At 65.3% G+C, this 19,804-nt stretch carries 23 protein-coding genes and 1 tRNA gene; 18 read left to right on the plus strand and 6 right to left on the minus strand.

The window, feature by feature from the left end; translation table 11 throughout:
- Positions 1-93 precede the first annotated feature (93 nt).
- From B6V76_RS06625 to B6V76_RS06650, 6 genes are all read left to right on the plus strand, one after another.
- Positions 94-516, plus strand: a complete 423-nt coding sequence (locus B6V76_RS06625; RefSeq protein WP_240496911.1) for a TerB family tellurite resistance protein — start codon at positions 94-96, stop codon at positions 514-516.
- Between the two features lie 164 nt (positions 517-680).
- On the plus strand, positions 681-1,475 hold the full coding sequence (locus tag B6V76_RS06630) for an amino acid ABC transporter ATP-binding protein (RefSeq protein WP_088719064.1): 795 nt from the start codon (positions 681-683) through the stop codon (positions 1,473-1,475).
- Between the two features lie 33 nt (positions 1,476-1,508).
- Entirely contained in the window at positions 1,509-2,231 is a 723-nt protein-coding gene (locus tag B6V76_RS06635) for a transporter substrate-binding domain-containing protein (protein ID WP_088727011.1), read from the plus strand.
- Positions 2,232-2,280: 49 nt separating this feature from the next.
- Positions 2,281-3,159, plus strand: a complete 879-nt coding sequence (locus tag B6V76_RS06640; protein ID WP_075776148.1) for an ABC transporter permease subunit — start codon at positions 2,281-2,283, stop codon at positions 3,157-3,159.
- The gene (locus B6V76_RS06645; protein ID WP_075776149.1) at positions 3,156-3,983 is read left to right on the plus strand and encodes an ABC transporter permease subunit; all 828 of its coding nucleotides are present in this window, start codon (positions 3,156-3,158) and stop codon (positions 3,981-3,983) included. Before B6V76_RS06640 ends, B6V76_RS06645 begins: the two co-directional genes overlap by 4 nt.
- Before the next feature lie 3 nt (positions 3,984-3,986).
- Entirely contained in the window at positions 3,987-5,318 is a 1,332-nt protein-coding gene (locus tag B6V76_RS06650; RefSeq protein ID WP_088719065.1) for a glutamine synthetase family protein, read from the plus strand.
- Between the two features lie 94 nt (positions 5,319-5,412).
- Here the strand turns inward: B6V76_RS06650 and B6V76_RS06655 are convergent, their stop codons facing one another.
- The 5 genes from B6V76_RS06655 to B6V76_RS06675 form a co-directional block, all read right to left on the minus strand.
- Entirely contained in the window at positions 5,413-6,720 is a 1,308-nt protein-coding gene (locus B6V76_RS06655) for an MATE family efflux transporter (protein ID WP_088727012.1), read from the minus strand.
- On the minus strand, positions 6,713-7,237 hold the full coding sequence (locus B6V76_RS06660; protein WP_075776152.1) for a PaaI family thioesterase: 525 nt from the start codon (positions 7,235-7,237) through the stop codon (positions 6,713-6,715). Before B6V76_RS06660 ends, B6V76_RS06655 begins: the two co-directional genes overlap by 8 nt.
- Positions 7,234-7,692 (minus strand): PaaI family thioesterase, encoded by a 459-nt coding sequence (locus tag B6V76_RS06665; protein ID WP_075776153.1) that lies wholly within the window; start codon positions 7,690-7,692, stop codon positions 7,234-7,236. Before B6V76_RS06665 ends, B6V76_RS06660 begins: the two co-directional genes overlap by 4 nt.
- Before the next feature lie 65 nt (positions 7,693-7,757).
- Complete coding sequence (locus tag B6V76_RS06670) at positions 7,758-8,033, minus strand: peptidase (protein ID WP_075776154.1); 276 nt, start codon at positions 8,031-8,033, stop codon at positions 7,758-7,760.
- Between the two features lie 104 nt (positions 8,034-8,137).
- Entirely contained in the window at positions 8,138-8,587 is a 450-nt protein-coding gene (locus B6V76_RS06675; RefSeq protein WP_088727013.1) for a nucleoside deaminase, read from the minus strand.
- Positions 8,588-8,710: 123 nt separating this feature from the next.
- On the opposite strand from B6V76_RS06675, the gene B6V76_RS06680 reads away from it, so the two are divergent.
- From B6V76_RS06680 to B6V76_RS06705, 6 genes are all read left to right on the plus strand, one after another.
- Complete coding sequence (locus tag B6V76_RS06680; RefSeq protein WP_088727014.1) at positions 8,711-10,345, plus strand: pseudouridine synthase; 1,635 nt, start codon at positions 8,711-8,713, stop codon at positions 10,343-10,345.
- A gap of 253 nt (positions 10,346-10,598) precedes the next feature.
- Positions 10,599-11,510, plus strand: a complete 912-nt coding sequence (locus B6V76_RS06685; RefSeq protein ID WP_088721926.1) for a 5-bromo-4-chloroindolyl phosphate hydrolysis family protein — start codon at positions 10,599-10,601, stop codon at positions 11,508-11,510.
- 61 nt (positions 11,511-11,571) lie between these two features.
- Complete coding sequence (locus B6V76_RS06690; RefSeq protein WP_088727015.1) at positions 11,572-12,750, plus strand: toxic anion resistance protein; 1,179 nt, start codon at positions 11,572-11,574, stop codon at positions 12,748-12,750.
- Positions 12,747-13,715 carry a DUF2927 domain-containing protein gene (locus B6V76_RS06695; RefSeq protein ID WP_346426008.1) on the plus strand — a complete coding sequence of 323 codons (969 nt, stop codon included), beginning with the start codon at positions 12,747-12,749 and terminating at the stop codon, positions 13,713-13,715. The genes B6V76_RS06690 and B6V76_RS06695 overlap by 4 nt, the downstream gene beginning before the upstream one ends.
- 22 nt (positions 13,716-13,737) lie before the next feature.
- A complete protein-coding gene (locus B6V76_RS06700; RefSeq protein WP_075776160.1) occupies positions 13,738-14,865 on the plus strand; it encodes an SPFH domain-containing protein in 1,128 nt (375 codons plus the stop codon).
- A gap of 4 nt (positions 14,866-14,869) precedes the next feature.
- Positions 14,870-16,003 carry a zinc ribbon domain-containing protein gene (locus tag B6V76_RS06705; protein WP_233243023.1) on the plus strand — a complete coding sequence of 378 codons (1,134 nt, stop codon included), beginning with the start codon at positions 14,870-14,872 and terminating at the stop codon, positions 16,001-16,003.
- Positions 16,004-16,007: 4 nt separating this feature from the next.
- Here the strand turns inward: B6V76_RS06705 and B6V76_RS19875 are convergent, their stop codons facing one another.
- Positions 16,008-16,184 carry a hypothetical protein gene (locus tag B6V76_RS19875; protein ID WP_166504558.1) on the minus strand — a complete coding sequence of 59 codons (177 nt, stop codon included), beginning with the start codon at positions 16,182-16,184 and terminating at the stop codon, positions 16,008-16,010.
- Positions 16,185-16,252: 68 nt separating this feature from the next.
- Here B6V76_RS19875 and B6V76_RS06710 point away from each other — a divergent pair, with 68 nt between their 5' ends.
- The 6 genes from B6V76_RS06710 (at position 16,253) to B6V76_RS06735 (ending at position 19,772) form a co-directional block, all read left to right on the plus strand.
- Positions 16,253-16,705, plus strand: a complete 453-nt coding sequence (locus B6V76_RS06710) for a thioredoxin domain-containing protein (protein ID WP_078539752.1) — start codon at positions 16,253-16,255, stop codon at positions 16,703-16,705.
- Between the two features lie 86 nt (positions 16,706-16,791).
- Positions 16,792-16,867 (plus strand) — tRNA-Ala (locus B6V76_RS06715).
- A 283-nt stretch (positions 16,868-17,150) separates the two neighbouring features.
- Positions 17,151-17,654: a YbjN domain-containing protein gene (locus tag B6V76_RS06720; protein ID WP_088719072.1), complete on the plus strand. Its 504-nt coding sequence runs from the start codon at positions 17,151-17,153 to the stop codon at positions 17,652-17,654.
- A gap of 26 nt (positions 17,655-17,680) precedes the next feature.
- Complete coding sequence (gene proC, locus B6V76_RS06725; RefSeq protein WP_088719073.1) at positions 17,681-18,493, plus strand: pyrroline-5-carboxylate reductase; 813 nt, start codon at positions 17,681-17,683, stop codon at positions 18,491-18,493.
- A complete protein-coding gene (locus B6V76_RS06730; RefSeq protein ID WP_075776164.1) occupies positions 18,490-18,825 on the plus strand; it encodes a tRNA-binding protein in 336 nt (111 codons plus the stop codon). The genes proC and B6V76_RS06730 overlap by 4 nt, the downstream gene beginning before the upstream one ends.
- Positions 18,825-19,772, plus strand: a complete 948-nt coding sequence (locus B6V76_RS06735) for a D-glycerate dehydrogenase (RefSeq protein ID WP_088719074.1) — start codon at positions 18,825-18,827, stop codon at positions 19,770-19,772. The genes B6V76_RS06730 and B6V76_RS06735 overlap by 1 nt, the downstream gene beginning before the upstream one ends.
- Positions 19,773-19,804 lie beyond the last annotated feature (32 nt).

Here is a 19,804-nt window from a genome sequence, read left to right on the forward strand (position 1 = left end):
AGGCGAGAGATGTGCGCAGGGCTTTCGCATCCGTGACTTGCCCTGCGCCGCGCATCGCTTATCTCTACGCTTATGTTTGGACGCCTTTTCGATATGCTCAACGATCCCGCCCCCGATCCGATGGAGGGGGAAGATCGCGAATTGGCGCTAGGCGCACTTCTGGTGCGGCTCGCGCGGTCGGATGAAAACTATACCGAAGACGAGAAGATCCGGATCGACCGGGTTCTCGCGCAGCGCAACGGGCTTTCGAGCTTCGAGGCGACCGAGATGCGCAAGCGCGCCGAAGAGGTCGAGGCGGGTGCGCCCGATACCGTCCGCTTCACCCGCGCGCTGAAGGACAAGGTCGCCTACGAGGACCGCACCGGCGTGATCGAGGCGCTGTGGGACGTGGCGCTGGCCGACGGGGTGCGCGACGCCCATGAGGATGCGCTGATCCGTCTCGCGGCGAAGCTTCTGGGCGTCAACGATGTCGATTCGGCGGTGGCGCGGCAGCGCGTCGAGGCCCGCCGAAGCTGAGTTAGAGGGACAGACCGGCGTGGAGGCGCGACCGGTTCACGCATATTTTTTCCTCAGATGCTCGTGATTTCGGCCCCTTCCCCATCGTCAACCGGGCAGACGCAGTTGCAATCATCGGCCAAATCGCGCCAGATTGCGCGGATGGACAAAGAGAAGCTGCCTGCGTGACCCGAAACGAGCCTGCGCCCCAAGACGCGCCCGTCATCGAAATCCGTGACCTTCACAAGAGCTACGGCTCGCTCGAGGTGCTCAAGGGCGTCTCGATCACCGCCCCACGCGGCCATGTGGTGTCGCTGATCGGCTCTTCGGGCTCGGGCAAGTCGACCCTCTTGCGGTGCTGCAACCTGCTCGAAGACAGCCAGAAAGGCGACGTGATCTTCGAGGGAGAGCACGTCGCCTGGCGTGGCGAGGGACTCAATCGTCGTCCCGCCGACCGCGCGCAAGTCACCCGCTTCCGCACGAACCTGTCGATGGTGTTCCAGCAGTTCAACCTCTGGGCCCACATGACGATCCTGCAGAACGTGATGGAAGCGCCGGTGACGGTGCTGGGCCGCGACAAGGCAAAGGTCGAGAAGCTGGCGCGCGAATTGCTGGCGAAGGTCGGCATCGGCGACAAATGCGACGCCTGGCCCGCGCAGCTCTCGGGCGGCCAGCAGCAGCGGGCGGCGATCGCGCGGGCGCTGTGCATGGAGCCCAAGGCGCTTCTTTTCGACGAGCCCACCTCGGCGCTCGATCCCGAATTGCAGCAGGAGGTGGTGAAGGTCATCAAGGACCTCGCCGCCGAACACCGCACCATGATCCTCGTCACCCACGACATGCGGCTGGCGCGTGACGTCTCGGACCACGTCGTCTTCCTGCACCAGGGCAAGATCGAGGAAGAGGGCCCGCCAGAGGCTCTGTTCGGCGCGCCGAAATCGACGCGCCTGCAACAATTCCTGTCGGCCACCGCGCCGGCGTGAACCAACCCAAGAACAAACAACGGGGAACCCAAGATGAAAAAACTGATCCTGACCGCCGCCATTCTCGGCCTGTCGGCCGGCATTGCCGCGGCTGAAACGGTCCGCATGGGCACCGAGGGCGCCTACCCTCCCTACAACTACATCGACGACAACGGCGAAGTTGCAGGTTTCGAGCGCGAACTGGGCGACAAGCTCTGCGAGATGGAGAGCCTCGATTGCACCTGGGTCACCAATGACTGGGATTCGATCATCCCGAACCTGCTGAGCGGCAACTACGACACCATCATCGCTGGCATGTCGATCACCGCCGAGCGCGAGAAATCGATCGACTTCACCCAGCCCTACTACCCGCCGGCGCCCTCCGCTTATCTCGCGATGGATCCGAACGTCGATCTCAAGGGCGCCGTGGTCGCGGCGCAGACCGGCACGATCCAGGCGGCCCGTGTCGCCGAAAGCGGTGCGACGCTCGCCGAATACGCCACGCTCGACGACACGATCGCGGCGGTGAAGAACGGCGAGGCCGACGCGGTCTTCGCCGACAAGGACGCGCTCAAGCCCTTCGACGGTCAGGACAACCTGCAATTCGTCGGCGACGACGTGCCGCTGGGCAAGGGCATCGGCATCGGCCTGCGCAAGTCCGACACCGAGCTCAAGAACAAGCTCGATGACGGGATCTCGAAAATGAAGGCCGATGGCTCGCTCAACGAGATGATCAAGAAGTATTTCGGCGACAAAGCGCTGACCTTCAAAAACTGATCCAGAAAGCGGGGGGCGGGTCACGCGGCGCGCCCCCCGACCGATCCAGATGCTCAACAGCTGTTCCGATCCTTCCGCCCTTCACGGGCTTTCCTGGCTTCTGTGCTACCTGACAACGGGCAAGCACATGATGTTCTATGGCTCCTTTGGGATCGTGCTGATCCTGCTGGCCGTGACGGCGCCGGTGGCGCTGATCTTCGGTTTCGGGGGCGCGCTCGCCGCGCGGTCTACCCTCGCACCGCTGAAGCTTCTGGGACGCGGCTATATCGCGATGGTGCGCGGTGTGCCGGATATCATCTTCTTCCTCTTCGTGCCGATCGCGATGGACCAGGGGCTCGAATACCTGAAATCGCGCGCAATCTGCCCCGACCCCGGCCCCGCCTGGACGGGCAACGAGTTCCACGTCTGTGCCGCGGCGAAAATCCCGCTCGGTACCTCCCCACAATTCTACCACGAGGCCTATGGCTTCGCGCTGGCCGTGGTGGCCTTCTCCATCGTCTACGGGGCGTTCGCCGCGAACGTGCTGTTCGGTGCGATGCAGGCCGTGCCGCGCGCGCAGCTGGAGACCGCCGAGGCTTACGGCATGACCCGCGCGCAGGTGAACCGCCGCGTATTGATCCCGCAGATGTGGGCCTATGCGATCCCCGGACTGTCGAACCTCTGGATGATCCTCATCAAGGCGACGCCTCTGCTGTTCCTTCTGGGCATCGAGGATATCGTCTACTGGGCGCGCGAACTCGGCGCGACCAAGTCGCAGATCTACTCCTATCCACACCCCGACTGGCGGCTCTACTACTTCCTCGCGCTGCTGGTCTTCTATCTGGTGATGACCAAGCTCTCCGAGATCGTGCTGGCGCGCATCAACCGCCGCCTCTCCTTCGGGCAGGCCACGGCTGCCGGTGAAGCGCTGAGAAAGGCGGGCGCATGAGCTGCATTCAGACCATCGCGGATTACGGTCTGCGGTCCGTGGGCATCGGCGAGCGGCTGCTGCCGCGCTCCGATTTCACCATGTGCCAGCAATTCACCCTGATCGGCTCGGGGATGATCTGGAACCTCTATTTCGGCATCCTCGCGCTTCTGGCGGGCTTCTTCCTCGCGACCACGCTGGCAGTGGCGAAGAACTCCGAACGTGCAATTTTCCGCAAACCCGCGGACTGGTTCATCTTCCTGTTCCGCGGCTCACCGCTCTTCATCCAGTTTTTCCTCGCCTACGAGGCCTTCGCGATGCTGCCCCGGGCTGGCTTCCCGATCCTCGGCATCACGGTCGCGACGGACTGGATCACGCGGGCCTGGGCAGGCGCCCTGATCGTGCTGTTCTTCAACACCTCCGCCTATGCCGCCGAGATTTTCTACGGCGCGCTGCGCTCGGTTCCGAAAGGCGACATGGAAGCCGCGGACGCCTATGGCATGACCGGCTGGACCAAATTCCGCCGCGTGACATGGCCGACGATGCTCCGGCTCGGTTGGCCGTCCTACACCAACGAAGCGATCTTCCTGTTCCACGCCACCACGCTCGTGTTCTTCTCGGGCTTCCCGGCGTTCCGGCAGGAGGGCGACGCGCTCTATTACGCGAAATATTTCGCGGACAAGACCTTCAATCCCTTCATCCCCTACCCGATCGCGGCGTTCTATTTCATCCTGCTCACGCTCTGCGTCATCGCGGTCTTCGGGGTGATCAACCGCCGCCTGAACCGCCATCTGCCGCAGGAAAGCCGCAAGCGCTTCCGGTTCAGGCCGCAGATTATCAGGTGACACATGAACTGGCTGCACGACCATCCCGACGTTCGCACGATCCGCGTGGCGGCGGCCGATCTCAACGGGGTGGCGCGCGGCAAACGCCTGCCAGCCCGCTTCGCCGATAAGGTCTTCACCGAAGGGACGCGCTTTCCCTATTCGGTGATGAACCTCGACATCTGGGGCGAGGATGTCGAAGACAGCCCGCTTGTGTTCGAGTCCGGCGATGCCGACGGCCTTCTGATGCCGACAGAGCGGGGCTTCCTGCCGATGCCGTGGCTCTCGGCGCCGACGGCGCTGCTGCCGATCTGGATGTTCCACATGGACGGCACGCCCTATGCGGGCGATCCCCGGCAGGCGCTGGCCCGCGTCGTGGAACGCTACAAGGCTCTGGGGCTGACCCCCGTGGTCGCGACCGAGCTGGAATTCTTCCTGATCGACGATAGCGGCAAGACCCTGCGGGTGCCGCCCTCGCCGCGCTCGGGTAAACGCCGCACCGGCGGCGAGGTGCTATCGTTGCGCGCGCTCGACGCGTTCGACATTTTCTTCAGCCAGCTCTACGACGCCTGCGAGGCGATGGATATTCCCGCCGATACCGCGATCTCCGAAGCGGGTCCCGGCCAGTTCGAGATCAACCTTAGCCACCAACCCGACCCGCTGAAGGCCGCCGATGACAGCTGGCTGTTCAAGATGCTGGTGAAAGGGCTGGCACGCGCGCATGGTTTCGCCGCGTCCTTCATGGCGAAACCGTACGATGAATGGCCCGGCAACGGCATGCATATGCATTTCTCCGTGCTCGACGCCGAGGGCAACAACATCTTCAACGACGGCACGCCGCAGGGCTCGGATCAGATGCGCCACGCGGTCGCCGGCTGCCTGGCTGCGATGTCGGGCTCGGCGCTGATCTTCGCGCCGCATGAGAACAGCTATGACCGGCTGGTGCCCGACGCCCATGCGCCAACTGGGATCGCCTGGGCCTACGAGAACCGCACCTCGGCGCTGCGTATCCCGGCCTCTGGCCCGCAGGCGCGCCGGATCGAGCATCGCGTGGCGGGCGGCGACGTGAACCCCTACCTGATGATCGCCGCTATCCTGGGCGCGGCGCTGATCGGGATCGAAGACAAGATGGAAGCGCCCGAGCCGATCAAGGGCAACGCCTATGCGCTCGACCTGCCGCAGATGCCCACCGACTGGGAAGAGGCGATCGACGCCTTCCAGAATTGCGAGATCATGCCGCGCATCTTCGACCGCGAACTGATCACCAATTTCGCCATGACCAAGCGGCAGGAGCTGCATTACATGGCGGAGCTCTCGGATCAGGAACAGACCGAGCTTTACCTGGATACTGTCTGAAGGGGGCGCTGCCCCCTCGGGCTTCGCCCTCTCCCCCGGGATATTTCTCCCAAGGGGAAGGGAGAGGCGGGGCGCAGTCAGAGGGGCCGCGCCTCTACCCGGATGAAGCTTTCGCCTCGGCCCGGGGATAGAGCCGGCCCATCGTCAGGCCGCGCGTGGCGTTGAGGATCATCAGCCCCGCCCAGAGCCCGTGATTGCCGAAAAGCGGGATCAGCACGAATAGCGCCACCGTGTAGATCGCGACCGAGACGACCATCGCGTTGCGCATCTCGCGCGTCAGGGTCGCGCCGATGAAAATGCCGTCGAGCATCCAGGCCGGCCCCCCGATCAGCGGGGCGGCAGCGATCCAGATCAGGTAGTCGCGCGCCTCGATGCGGACATTCGGCGCGGTCGTCATCAGGTCGATGATCGCGGGGCCTGCAAGCAGGAAGACCGCGCCCAGCACGAGCGCGCCACCGATCCCCCATTGCGAGGACACGATGCTCGCCCGGCGCAGCCGTGCCGCGGAATGCGCGCCCACGGCCTGCCCCACGAGGCTCTCGGCGGAGAAGGCGAACCCGTCCAGCGCGAAGGCCGTGATCTGCAGGAATTGCAGCAGCACCTGATTGGCCGCGAGGGTCACATCGCCCTGCCCCGCGCCGAGGAACAGGAAGGAGGTGAAGCTCGCCTGCAGCAGGATCGAGCGGAGCATGATGTCGGTATTCACCCGCGCCATAGTCGCCAGTTTCACGCGGTCGAAGATCGCGCGCGCGCGCCACAGCCCTCCCCCAAAGGCAGCGCGACACAGCCAAAGCGCCAGCAGCACACCGCCGATTTCGGAGATGAGCGTGGCGCCGGCTACGCCTTGCACGCCCCAACCGAAGCCGAGAACGAACAGAAGATCCAGCCCGACGTTCAACGCGTTCATCGCCACCTGCAGCAAGAGGATCCCGCGCGTGCGCTCCAGCGCAATCAACCAGCCGGTGAAGGCATAAAGCGAGATCGTCAGCGGCGCGCCCCAGATGCGGATCTGCAGGTAGTCGCGGGCAAGACCCTCGACCTCGTCGCTCGCTGGGGCAAGCTGAAAAGCGGCACAGAACAGCGGAAGTTGCAGCACGATGAGGCTCAGCCCGGCGATCCCCGCAATGATCAGCGCGCGCATCAGCCCGGCGGACACCTCGCCCGTGTCGCCCGTCCCATGCGCCTGGCTCACCAGCCCCGTTGTGCCCATCCGGAGGAAGCCGAAGATCCAGTAGAGCGAGGACAGGATCACCGCTCCGATCCCCACCGCCCCGATCGGCGCGGGCAGGCCGATCTGGCCGACGACGGCCGTGTCGACCGCGCCGAGGATAGGGATCGTAGCGTTCGAGAGGACGATGGGCAGCGCGATCTTCAGGACCCGCGCATGGGTAATCTCAGCCATTGGCGGAGGTATCGTCCCGCGCGGGCATCAGGAAGTGTCCGGTCGCCTGCGCGAAGATCCGGGTCCGGTTGTCTTGCCACGCCTCGACATGGACGCTGGCGTAACGCCGCCCCGAGCGGTTGACCCGCGCCCGCGCATAGGCGTCGCGCGGCAGGCCGGAGCGCAGGTAATCCACCGTGAAGTCGATCGTCTTGGGCAGCCGCGGCAGGCTCTCGGGCGTCAGCGCGTCGAAATCGATCCGCCCCGCCTCGATATCGTCCCAGAGGTAGGACCAGCTGAGCTCGATGATCGCGGTGACCTCTAGAAAGGCCGCCGTCACCCCGCCATGGATCGCGGGCAGCATCGGGTTGCCGATCAGCTTGTCATCATAGGACAGAACACCGGTCAGCTCGTCGCCGCGCCGGTCGAAACCGATGCCGAGGAATTGCGCGTAAGGAATGCCCTCGACGAGCATCTTGAGCGCGCCGTCACGGCGCTGCTTGACCTGCTGGACGGGTTCGGGCTTGGGACGGCTCATGCCTGGCCCTCCGATTTGGGTTTGTCGGGGCGCGAGACGGTGAAGGCACCGGTGGCAGTCGCCACGGGGCGCTCCGCGTCCTCGTCATGGGTGGTCGCACGCACGAAGGCCACCGAGCGGGTGACGTGATAGCATTCGGCCCGCGCGGTGATCCGCTGGCCGGGCGTGGCGGGGCGCATGTAATCGATGCGCAGATCGAGCGTTGCGGTAGAGGCGCCCGCCTGCGGATGGCTCATCACGGCGGCGCCCGCGCAGGTATCCATCAGCGCCGAGACGGCGCCGCCATGGATCACGCCGGTGCGCGGATCGCCCACGAAGCGCGTGTCATAGGGCATCGAGAGGGTCGCGCAGCCGGGGCGGATCTCGTCCATCTGCATGCCCAGCGCGCGGGAATGCGGGATCGCCTCGATGAACTGGCGCGCCTGTTCGAGTATCTTGTCGTTCTCGTCGCTCATGAAATCATCCCCGAATGTCTTGCGCGACTATCCCCGCTGGCCGACGGGGTTACAAGACCCGCGCCTCAGCCCTGCCCCTGCGACATCAGGAAATAGCGCGCGATCCCGTAGAGGTAGAAACCGGTGAACATGATGTTGAGATATTTCAGCTGGCGCTCTGTATGCAGCCAGGCGTGATAGGCCCAGATCAGGCAGAATGGCAGGCTGAGAAACAGGTTGAGCGGGTACCAGTTCTGCACGATGGCAATGGTGGAGGCGATGCCGAGGGCGAGCGCGACCCATTTCATCTCTTGCTGATAGGCCGCAAGGCCACCTTCGCGCAGACGCAATGCCGAACGCATTCCCGCTCCTTCTGGTCGTCTTCGATATAGGGGATCGCGGCCCCTCGGGCCTGCGATACGCTTGATATGCCACATGAAAGTAGACGCGTCCAGACGGGCGAGGCTCAGCGGCGCGCTGCGAAGAAATCCTTCAGGAGCGCCTCGGCCTCCGCCGCCCCGATGCCGTCGTAGATTTCCGGCACGTGGTGGCTCTGCGGATGCGCGAAGATGCGCGGCCCCTGCGCGACGCCGCCCGATTTCGGATCGGCCGCGCCATAATAGAGCCGCGCGATCCGGGCCTGAGAGATCGCCGAGGCGCACATCGGACAGGGCTCGAGCGTGACATAGAGGTCGTAACCGGGCAGCCGCTCCGAGCCGATCTGCGCACAGGCGTCGCGCATCGCGAGAATCTCGGCATGGGCCGTCGGATCGCCCAGCTCGCGCGTGCGGTTGCCCGCAGAGGCCACCACCCTACCGTCAGGGGAGACGACGACCGCGCCGACGGGCACTTCGCCGCGCTTGGCCGCCTCGCGCGCCTCTGCCAGCGCCTGTTGCATGAAAGACCGGAATTCCATGGCTCTTCATCGCCTGCAAACCCGCGCTTATCAAGACGCTTCCCACGCGCCTCGGAAAGGTGTAGATCGCGGTCTTTCGCGCCCGAGCGACTCGCGCGCCCCCTCCCCTAGAAGGAACCGGACATGACCGACGCTCCCGAAAATTCCGCCCCGAAATCCGCCGATAAGTCCGGTGCGAAAGAACGCGTCGCCAAGGTGATCGCGCGCTCCGGCGTGGCCTCGCGCCGCGACGCCGAGAAGATGATCCTCGCCGGCAAGGTCGCGGTGAACGGCAAGCAGATCGACTCGCCCGCACTCGACGTGGCGGCCTCGGACAAGATCACCATCGACGGCAAGGCGATCGACGCACCGCAGGAGACGCGGCTGTGGCTTTACTACAAGCCGCTGGGTCTGGTCACGACCGAGAAGGACGAACAGGGCCGCCGTACGATTTTCGACGAAATGCCCGAAGGCATGCCGCGCGTGCTGAACGTGGGCCGTCTCGACCTCAACTCCGAAGGCCTGCTGCTCTTGACCAATGACGGCGGCCTCAAGCGCCGTCTGGAACTGCCCGAGACCGGCTGGCTGCGCAAATACCGCGTTCGCGTGAATGGCCGCCCGACCGAGCAGAGCTTCGAGCCGCTGCGCCAAGGCATAACCATCGACGGCGAAGAATTCCTGCCGATGGAGGTCTCGCTCGACCGTCAGCAGGGCGCGAATGCGTGGCTGACCGTGGGCATCCGTGAAGGCCGCAACCGCGAAATCCGTCGCGCCATGACCGAGATCGGCTTCCAGGTGAACCGCCTGATCCGGATCAGCTATGGTCCGTTCCGCCTGATGGACATGAAGGCAGGCGACGTCATGGAAGTGAAGCGCAAGATGCTGCGCGACCAGCTGGGCGGCCTGCTCGACGACAAGCCGGTGGGCGGCGAAGCGAAGCCCGAGCGCAAGGAGCGTGGGGATCGCCCGGAGCGCGGCGAGCGCAAGGACCGGGGCGACAAGCCGCGCTTCAAGCGGGATCGCGATGACGGCGGCCGCGATGACAAGCCGCGCTTCCGCAAGGATCGTGACGAAGGCGGCCGTGAGGATCGTCCGCGCAAGCCGCGCACGGGCGGCTTCAAGTCGCATCGTGACGAGGGCGACCGCGGAGATCGGGGCGAGCGCGGCGATCGTGGGCCGCGCTTCTCGAAGGACCGGGGCGACCGCCCGGATCGCGGGCCGCGTGGCGACAAGCCGCGCTTCAACCGGGACCGCGACGAGGGTAGCCGCGACGACAAACCGCGCTTCCGCAAGGACCGCGAAGAGGGCGGGCGCGAGGATCGCCCGTTCCGCGACGGGCCACGCAAGCCGCGGGCCGGTGGCTTCAAGTCGCATCGCGATGAAGGCGAGCGCGGCGATCGGGGTCCGCGTTTCTCGAAGGATCGTGGAGACCGTCCGGATCGTGGGCCGCGTGGCGACAAGCCCAGCTTCAACCGCGACCGCGATGACCGCTCCGGCGGGAAGTTCGGCGGCAAGCCCAGTGGGAAGTTCGGCGACAAGGCGCGCTTCAGCCGGGACCGCGACGACCGTGGCGGCGACAAGCCCCGCTCGGGCGGATTCAAATCGCATGGTGGCAAACCGGGCGGGAAACCGCGTTCGGGCGGGTTCAAATCCCACGGCGACGCGCGCGGCGATCGGCCCGCACGTTCCGGCGGCTTCAAGTCGCATGGCGCCAAGCCGGGCGGAAAACCCGGCGGCAAGCCCTTCGGCGGCAAGCCGCGTGGTGGCAACCGCGACTGACCGGCGAAAACACGCTTTGAGTGAGGGGAAAACCGCCGTGGTTTTCCCCTCACTTTTTTCCTCGGCGGGTTTACGCGAATTTCACACCGTCTCTCTGGCATAGACCCGCCAGCCTGCTTATAAAATATTATCAGGACGCCGGAATTCGCGTCCGATGGCAGGGGCTGGCGATGTCGCGCGAAGCGCAAAAAAGAATCGCTTTCTGGCTGATGATCGCGCTGACGCTGTCGGTCGCGTTCACCGGGAGCGTGTGATGGCTCAACGCTATGGCGGAAAATACTCGCCCCAAGGCCCGGCCAGCGGGCCCGACCTGCACGATCCCCGAAGCATACCTCCCCATCGCCGTCCCGATGCTCGCCACCCCCAGGAAGGCCGTCCGTTCTGGATCGTGGCCGCCGCCCTGCCCTTTCTGCTGAGCGCTTTCGGCAGCGGGCCCCTCACCTTGGCCCGCGCGCTCGCGGCTTTCGCGCTGATCGCGGGCGCCGCCTGGACGATCCGCGAGGGGCTGCGGGCGGAATTCGCCTATGTCGCCCGCGCCTCAGCCAAGCGGCCCGCCTTTCCTCGGAAGATTCTGGGCTCGGTCGCCTATGGGCTGGGCCTCGCCATCGGCGCACAAGCGCCCGGCCTCGGTGTGATCGGAGCCGCCGGGATCGGCGCGATCGGCACCGTTGTCTCGCTCGTGGCCTTCGGTCTCGATCCGCTGAAGGACAAGGGGATGGACGGCGTCGACGAATTTCAGCAAGAGCGCGTCGCCCGCGTGGTCAAGGAGGGCGAGGCCTATCTGGAAGAGATGCGCAAGGCGATCACCCCCTCGGGCGAGCGTGTCCTGATCGGCCGGGTCGAGCAATTCGCCACCACTGCCCGCGATCTGTTCCGCGCGGTCGAGGAAGACCCCGGCGATCTGGCGCAGGCGCGGCGCTACATGACGGTCTATCTGCAGGGCGCGCGCGACGCGACGATCAAGTTCGCCGACCTGTGGCGCAACACCCGCGATCAGACCGCACGCGACGATTACGCGGCGCTGCTGGATGATCTGGAGGCGAATTTCACCGCGCGCACCAGGAAGATGCTGGAGGACGGCCGCGAAGGGCTGGAAATCGAGATCGACGTTCTGCGCGACCGGCTGGCGCGCGAAGGGGTCGTGCCGACGACCCGAAAGACATGACGAGGCGTGACGTGACACGTGACCCCGGGACCTGTCCCGACAGGCGCAAGGAGGCCCTGAGATGACCGAGACGACCCGCCAGAAGGCGACCGAGCTGATGACCGAAGTGGAAGGTGTCAGCGGCTCCCTGCTGCCCGAGCCGGGCCCGGCAGAGGCGGTGACCCCGCTCGATCAGGCTCCGCCGGAAACCGCCGAGGAAATCCGCAAGCGCATGGCCGAGCTGGACATGAGCGACACGAATTCGATCGTCCGCTTCGGTTCGCGCGCGCAGACCGATCTGCAATCGATCAGCCAGGAAATGCTCTCGGGCGTCAAGAACAAGGATGTCGGCCCCGCCGGGGACAGCCTGCGCCAGATCGTCACCACGATCCGCGGCTTCTCGGTGTCGGAACTCGATGTACGCCGCAAGCGCAGCTGGTGGGAGAAACTGCTGGGCCGCGCCGCTCCGTTTGGCAATTTTGTCGCCCGCTTCGAGGAGGTGCAGGGCCAGATCGACCGCGTCACCGACGAGTTGCTGAGCCACGAGCATAACCTGCTCAAGGACATCAAATCGCTCGATATGCTCTACGACAAGACGCTGCATTTCTACGACGAGCTCGCCCTCTACATTGCAGCGGGCGTTGAAAAGCTGGCCCAGCTCGACACGCAGGAAATCCCTGCAAAAGAAACAGAGATGGAAGCCGCTTCCGAAGATCAGAAAGTACTCAAGGCACAGGAAGTCCGCGATCTGCGCGCCGCGCGCGACGATCTGGAACGCCGGGTGCATGATCTGAAACTGACGCGTCAGGTGACGATGCAGTCGCTGCCTTCGATCCGGCTGGTCCAGGAAAACGACAAGAGCCTTGTGACCAAGATCAACTCGACGCTGGTGAACACGGTGCCTCTCTGGGAGACTCAGCTGGCGCAGGCGGTCACGATCCAGCGCTCGCGCGAGGCGGCGGGCGCCGTGCGCGAAGCGAATGACCTCACCAACGACCTGCTGATCGCCAACGCCAAGAACCTGCGCGAAGCCAATGCCGAGATCCGCACCGAAATGGAACGCGGCGTTTTCGACATCGAGGCGGTGAAAGCGGCCAATGCCGATCTGGTCGCCACGATCGAAGACAGCCTGCGCATCGCCGACGAAGGCAAGCGCAAGCGGGCCGATGCCGAGAAGGAACTGATCGAGATGGAAGACAAGCTGCGCAACACCCTGTCGGCGGCGAAATCCTCCGCACAGGCCGGCGGAGCTGCGGGATGATGCGGATGCGTGCGGCCTTCCCGGTTCTTGCAGGGCTGGCGGCGCTGGCCCTTTCGGCCTGCACGCCGGGCTTGGGCGGCTCGCCGCTCGCACCGGACAAGACCGCGCGCCCGCCCAGCGCGCCAGCCGATCTCGACCGCTCCAAGGTCACCGAGCAGAGCGCGCTGTCGCGAGAGATGTCTGCATATTTCGCCAAGACCGCCGCCGAGATGGAAAGCCGCGGCCAGCTGCGCACCGATGTCGCGCCGCGCGATGCACCGTTCAACCAGCGCCAACTGGTGCAGAACTTTATCCATATCGCGCTCTACGACGAATACGCGGCGCAGGGCGGCGGGTTCGTCGCCCGCCAGACGCCCTCTCGGCTGCGGCGCTGGGAGAAACCGGTTCGGATGGACGTCGATTTCGGCGCTTCGATACCCAAGGCCGACCGCGCCTCGGATGTCGCCGAAGTGCGCGCCTATGCGGGCAAGCTCGCGAGCGCCTCGCGCCATCCGGTCAGCGTTGTAAAGCATGGCGGCAATTTCCACGTGCTGTTCCTCAACGAAGACGAGCGTCGCGCAATCGGCCCGCGCCTGCGACAACTCGTGCCGGGGATCGATGAAAGCTCAGTCGAGGCGATCACGAACCTGCCGCTGTCCACCTACTGTGTCGTCTTCGCCTTCTCGGAGGGCGACAGCCCGATCTATACCGACGCGGTCGCGGTGATCCGCGGCGAGCACCCGCCGGAACTGCGCACCAGCTGTATCCACGAGGAGCTGGCTCAGGGGCTCGGCCTCGCGAATGACTATCCGCGCGCGCGTCCCTCGATCTTCAACGATGACGAGGAATTCTCGCTGCTGACCAAGCATGACGAGCTGCTGCTGCAGATGCTTTACGATCCGCGCCTGAAGCCCGGCATGACCGAGCGCGAGGCCCGCCCGATCGTCACCACCATCGCCGCCGAATTGCTGGGCGGCGCAAGCTGAGAACCAAGAAGGAACCGCATCCATGGGCATTCTCGATTTCCTCTCGGGCGAATTCATCGACGTCATCGGCTGGACCGACGACACCCGCGACACGATGGTCTGGCGGTTCGAACGTGAGGGCCATGCGATCAAATACGGCGCCAAGCTGACCGTGCGCGAAGGGCAGGCCGCCGTCTTCGTCCATGAGGGGCAGCTGGCCGATATCTTCGGGCCGGGCCTCTACATGCTGGAGACGAACAACCTGCCGATTCTGACGACGCTTCAGCATTGGGATCACGGGTTCAAATCGCCCTTCCAGTCCGAGATCTATTTCGTCAACACAACGCGGTTCAATGACCTCAAATGGGGCACGAAGAACCCGGTCATGGCGCGCGATCCCGAATTCGGCCCGGTGCGCATCCGCGCCTTCGGCACCTATTCGATGCGCGTCACCGATCCGGGCAAGTTCCTGACCGAGATCGTCGGCACCGATGGCGAGTTCACCTCGGACGAGATCAGCTACCAGCTGCGCAACGTGATCGTGCAGGAGTTTTCGCGCGCCATCGCCAGCTCGGGCATCCCGGTCCTCGACATGGCGGCGAACACCGCGGACATGGGTAAGGTGATCACCAAGGCGATCGCACCCACCATTGCGAATTACGGGCTGGAGCTGCCGGAATTCTACATAGAGAACGTCTCACTTCCCGAAGCGGTGGAGGCGGTTCTCGACAAGCGCACCTCGATGGGCATCGTGGGCGATCTGAACCGCTACATGCAATATAATGCCGCGGAGGCCATGGGGCAGCCGGGCTCGGGCGCCTCCGCCGGGATGGGCGCGGCGATGGGGGCCGGAATGGGCGCGGGCATGGGCATGGCGATGGGTCAGCAGATGGGGCCGTGGGGGCAGATGGGCCAACAACCCGCCGCCGCCGCACCGCCGCCCCCTCCCCCGCCGCCGGTCGAGAAGGTCTGGCATCTCGCGGTCAACGGCCAGACGCAGGGGCCCTTCGGGCGCGGCCATCTGGGACGCATGGTCTCGGAAGGCTCGCTCACCCGTGACAGTCTCGTCTGGACGCCGGGTCAGAACGGCTGGATGCGCGCCGAGGACGTGACCGAACTGGCGCAGCTCTTCACCATCGCACCGCCGCCGCCCCCGCCTGCTGCGAGCTGATCCGATGCTGGGTTTCCCGAAAGTGGGGCGGAGCGCAGCTGCCGCCCCTGCCGACCCACGCGGCGAGAGCCACTATCACTGCGAAAGCTGTGGAGCTGATCTGCGGTTTGCGCCGGGCCAGACGCGGCTCGTCTGCGACCACTGCGGCCATGTGCAGGACATTCCCTCCGCCACCGGGCGCGGTGAGGCCCGTTTGCGCGAATTGCCGCTCGACGATGCGCTGACCCGCGAATTGCCCGCGCAGGAGATGGAGGAGCACCGCACCGTCTCCTGCCCCAATTGCGGCGCCTCGATCGAGCTGCAGAATGGCGAGCACGCGACCGAATGCCCGTTCTGCGCGACGCCGGTGGTGGTCGATACCGGCACGACGCGGCTGATCAAGCCGCAAGGCGTGCTCCCCTTCCAACTGACCGAGGAGCAGGCGCGCGCGGCGCTCTCGAAATGGCTCGGCTCGCTGTGGTTCGCGCCCAACGGACTGTCGCAATATGCCCGCAAGGGCCGGCGCATGACCGGCATCTACGCGCCCTTCTGGACCTTCGATGCCGCCACCCGCACGCGCTATTCCGGGCAGCGCGGCGATGCTTACTACGTCACGCGCACGGTGCAGACCGACAAGGGCCCCCGCACCGAGCAGGTCCGCCGCATCCGCTGGACCCCGGTCTCGGGTCAGGTCGCGCGCGATTTCGACGATGTGGTGATCTACGCCGCGCGCTCGCTGCCGCCCGAGTACGTGCAGGCGCTGCGCCCTTGGGATTTGACGGCACTCGAACCCTACCGGCGCGATTACCTCGCGGGCTTCACCGCCGAGGGCTACACCGTGCAACTGCAAGAGGGCCATCATGCCGCGCAGGCAGAGATGATCCGCGTCATCCAGACCGACATCCGTCGCGATATCGGCGGCGACGAGCAGCGGATCGGCGCGATGGACCCGCAGTTTTCGGCCGAAACCTTCAAGCATATCCTGCTACCGATCTGGACCGCCGCGTACAAGTTCCGCGGCCGCTCCTACCGCTTCGTCGTCAACGCCCAGACGGGCCGCGTGCGCGGGGATCGCCCGTGGTCGGCATGGAAGATCGCACTGGCGGTGATTGCTGCACTAATCGTGGCGGGCGTGTTCTTCTACCTGAAGGGCCGCTGAGAGATCAGCCTTTTGCCGAGTCTTCCATCCCGAAGGCGACGCCCTGCGGCGCGAGCCATTCGGCGAAGCGCGCAATCTTCTCGTCAATCGAGCAGGTATTGGTCTGCCGCGCCATTTCGATGTCATAGGCGGCGCGAAGATCCATCTGGCGTTCGGGGCTCAGCTCTTTCCAGCGCGTCATGTCGTCTCCTTGCAAAGCCGAAGTGGGTTCCCGATATATCTTTCAACCCAATGTAAAGGAGGGGTGACATGACCCAATCCTCTCAAAGCTATCGTGTGACCTGCCTCGATTGCGGACAGGCCAACCGCGTCCCCGCCGAGAAGCTGGGCGCGAACCCGAAATGCGGCACCTGCGGCGGATGGCTCGTTTCGCACAAGGTGACGGAAGTAGATTTCAAGACGCTCGCCAAGGCCGAGAAGGACGACCTGCCGCTGCTGGTCGATTTCTGGGCGCCGTGGTGCGGCCCGTGCAAGGCGATGGCGCCGCAGTTCAACATGGCCGCAGAGAAGCTGACACCGCATGTGCGGCTCGCGAAGATCAACACGCAGGTGAACCCTACCGCGACTCAACGCTACCGGATTCAGGGCATTCCCGCCTTCATCCTGTTCGCGAAAGGCCGCGAGGTCGCCCGTGCCGCAGGGGCGCGCCCGGCAGGCGATCTGGTCAATTTCGTGAAGTCGAAAATCTCGGTGCCCGCATAAAGCGGATCGGCAGAAATTTTAGCGTGCGGCGCGGGCGGGCCGCTTGACAACGCCCGCGCCTTGCGCGAAATACCACGCCACGGTACGGGGCCTTAGCTCAGCTGGGAGAGCGCGTCGTTCGCAATGACGAGGTCAGGGGTTCGATCCCCCTAGGCTCCACCAAACCGCCTCAAAAAGCGCCCGACCTTCGGGCGCTTTTTGCGTTTCAAAGCGATCTCAAATACTTAGCGGAAGAGAGCCAGACAATGGCCCCGCTTTGTGGATGAACTATCCCCAGATTTCGTGGCACCCGCCCGGCTTATCCACCACAAATTGCTTTACAGAACGCAAACCTGCCTACACGATATGTTGTAGGGAAAGGCGGCTGCTACCGCCGTTCCTTGTAAAGCCGACAAGCCCTAGGGGAGCTGCACTCCGGGCATCTAAAAGGCAGGGGGATACGAGCATGGCACTGAGCGAAGACTATCTGTACGCCGAGGAACTCCACCCAATCGACATCGTCGAGACGCTGGCCGAAGCCCATGAATGGGAATTCGACCGGGTTACCGATGACCAGATCGCAATGGCGGTCGAGGGTCAGTGGCGGACTTACTCGATCACCCTCGCCTGGTCGCCGATGGATGAAACCCTGCGGCTGATCTCCACTTTCGAGATGGACCCGCCCGCGACCCGTGAGGGCGCGCTCTACGAGCTTCTCAACCGCATCAACGACCGGGTCTGGACCGGCGCCTTCACCTTCTGGCCCGATCAGCGGCTGATGGTCTGGCGGCACGGGCTGGTGCTAACGGGCGGGCAGATGCCCGGGCCGGAGCAGATCGACCGGCTGATCGGCGCGGCTGTCGTGTCCTCCGAGCGGTTCTACCCGGCTTTCCAGCTGGCGACCTGGGGCGAGCGCACTCCCGAAGACGCGATGCAGGTGGCCATTGCGGAGGCCTACGGGCGCGCCTAATCTCCCCCCGAACCAAAGGGGGAAGCATGAGCTTTGATAACATTTCCGACCGCGGCCTCGTCATTCTGGGCTGCGGACGCATGGGCGGCGCGATCCTTCAGGGGCTGTTGAAGGGCGGTCTGCCCGCAGCTTCGGTCTGGGTGGTCGATCCGAATCCATCCGACTGGCTGAAAGAGTCCGGCGTGAATCTCAACGCCGAACTGCCCGACAACCCGGCTGTCGTCCTCGTCGCGGTGAAGCCGCAGATGATGGCCGACGCGCTGCCGCAGCTGTCGGCCATGGCCGAAGGCGATACTCTGTTCGTCACCGTCGCCGCGGGGATCACCATCGAGGGCTACGAGAAGATGCTGGGCAAGCAGGCGCGTCTGGTGCGCGCCATGCCCAACACGCCCGCCGCGATCGGCCGTGGCGTGACCGCGATCGTCGGCAATCCGAACGCGACGAGCGACGATCTGGACACGGCAGATGCGCTGATGACCGGCGTGGGTCAGGTCGTGCGGCTCGACAACGAGGGCCAGATGGATGCGGTAATCGGCGTCTCCGGCTCGGGCCCGGCCTATGTCTTTCACCTGATCGAGGTGATGGCGGCAGCGGGCGAGGCCGAGGGGCTCGATCCCGACCTGGCGCTGCGGCTCGCCAAGGCGACCGTCGGCGGCGCGGGGCAATTGGCCGAGGATAGCGACGAGAGCCCGTCGAAGCTGCGCGAGAACGTCACCTCGCCCGGCGGCACCACGGCAGCGGCGCTCGAGGTTCTGATGGACCCCGAGACCGGCATGCCGCCCCTGATGCGCAAAGCGGTCGCCGCGAATATCGCGCGCAACCGGGAGCTGGGGAAATGACCATCTCCTTCGACGACTTCATGAAGGTCGACATCCGGTGCGGCCGGATCACGCAGGCCGAGCCTTTCCCCGAGGCGCGCAAGCCCGCGATCAAGCTCTGGGTCGATTACGGCCCGGAGATCGGCGTGAAGAAAAGCTCCGCCCAGATCACGGTGCATTACGCGCCCGAGGAGCTGGTCGGCAAGCTGGTCTTCGGCGTGGTCAACTTTCCGCCGCGCCAGATCGGGCCGTTCATGTCCGAGGCACTGGTGCTCGGCGTGCCGGACGAGGCGGGCGAGGTCGTGCTGCTGACGCCCGACAAGGACGTCCCGATCGGCGGGAGGATGTATTGATGAAGCTCCTCGTGACCCGCAAGCTGACCGACGAAGTCGAGGCCCGCGTGGCGCGCGAATTCGACGTGACCTTCCGCAACGGGGCCGCGCCGATGACCGAGGAGGAAACCCGCGCGGCTCTGGCCGAGTATGACGCGCTTCTCGTCACGCTTGGCGACAAGGTGACGGCGGCGGCCTTCGAGGGCAGCCCGCGCGCGAAGATCGTGGCCAACTTCGGGGTCGGCTATAACCATATCGACGTGGCCGCCGCCGAGGCGAAGGGCATCACGGTGACCAACACGCCGGGCGCGGTGACGGACGCCACCGCCGATATCGCGATGATGCTGATCCTGATGAGCGCACGGCGCGCCTCGGCGGGCGAGCGGTTCGTGCGGCGCGGCGAGTGGACCGGCTGGACGCCGACGCAATTCCTAGGCCAGCACGTCTCGGGCAAGAAAGTCGGGATCATCGGTCTGGGCCGCATCGGCACGGCGATCGCGAAACGCTGCCATTTCGGCTTCGGCATGGAGGTGGCTTACACCAAGCGCACCCCCGTCGACCCGGGCTTCCCCGCGACGCATCTGAGCCAGGACGAGTTGCTCACCAGTTCCGATTTCGTGGTAATCGCGGTGCCGGCGAGCCCCGCCACGCATCACCTGATCGGCGCCGCCGAGATCGCGAAGATGCAGCCGCATGCGCATCTCATCAATATCGCTCGCGGCGATATCGTCGACGAGGCGGCACTGGTGGCGGCGATGCAGGGCAATGTGATCGCGGGCGCGGGCCTTGACGTCTATGAGCGCGAGCCCGACGTCCCCGAGGCCCTGCGCGAGATGGATAACGTCACGTTGCTTCCGCATCTGGGCACCGCCGCTCTTGAGGTGCGCGACGACATGGGCCACATGGCGGTCGACAATCTCATCGCCTTTCGTGACGGCAACACGCCGCCCAATCGCGTGTCGTCTTGACCTTTCACCTCCTTGGCGGGAGGCTCTGCCAA

Origin of the sequence: Thioclava sp. IC9, from assembly GCF_002213225.1 — a bacterium.
Taxonomy (GTDB): Bacteria; Pseudomonadota; Alphaproteobacteria; order Rhodobacterales; family Rhodobacteraceae; genus Thioclava; species Thioclava nitratireducens.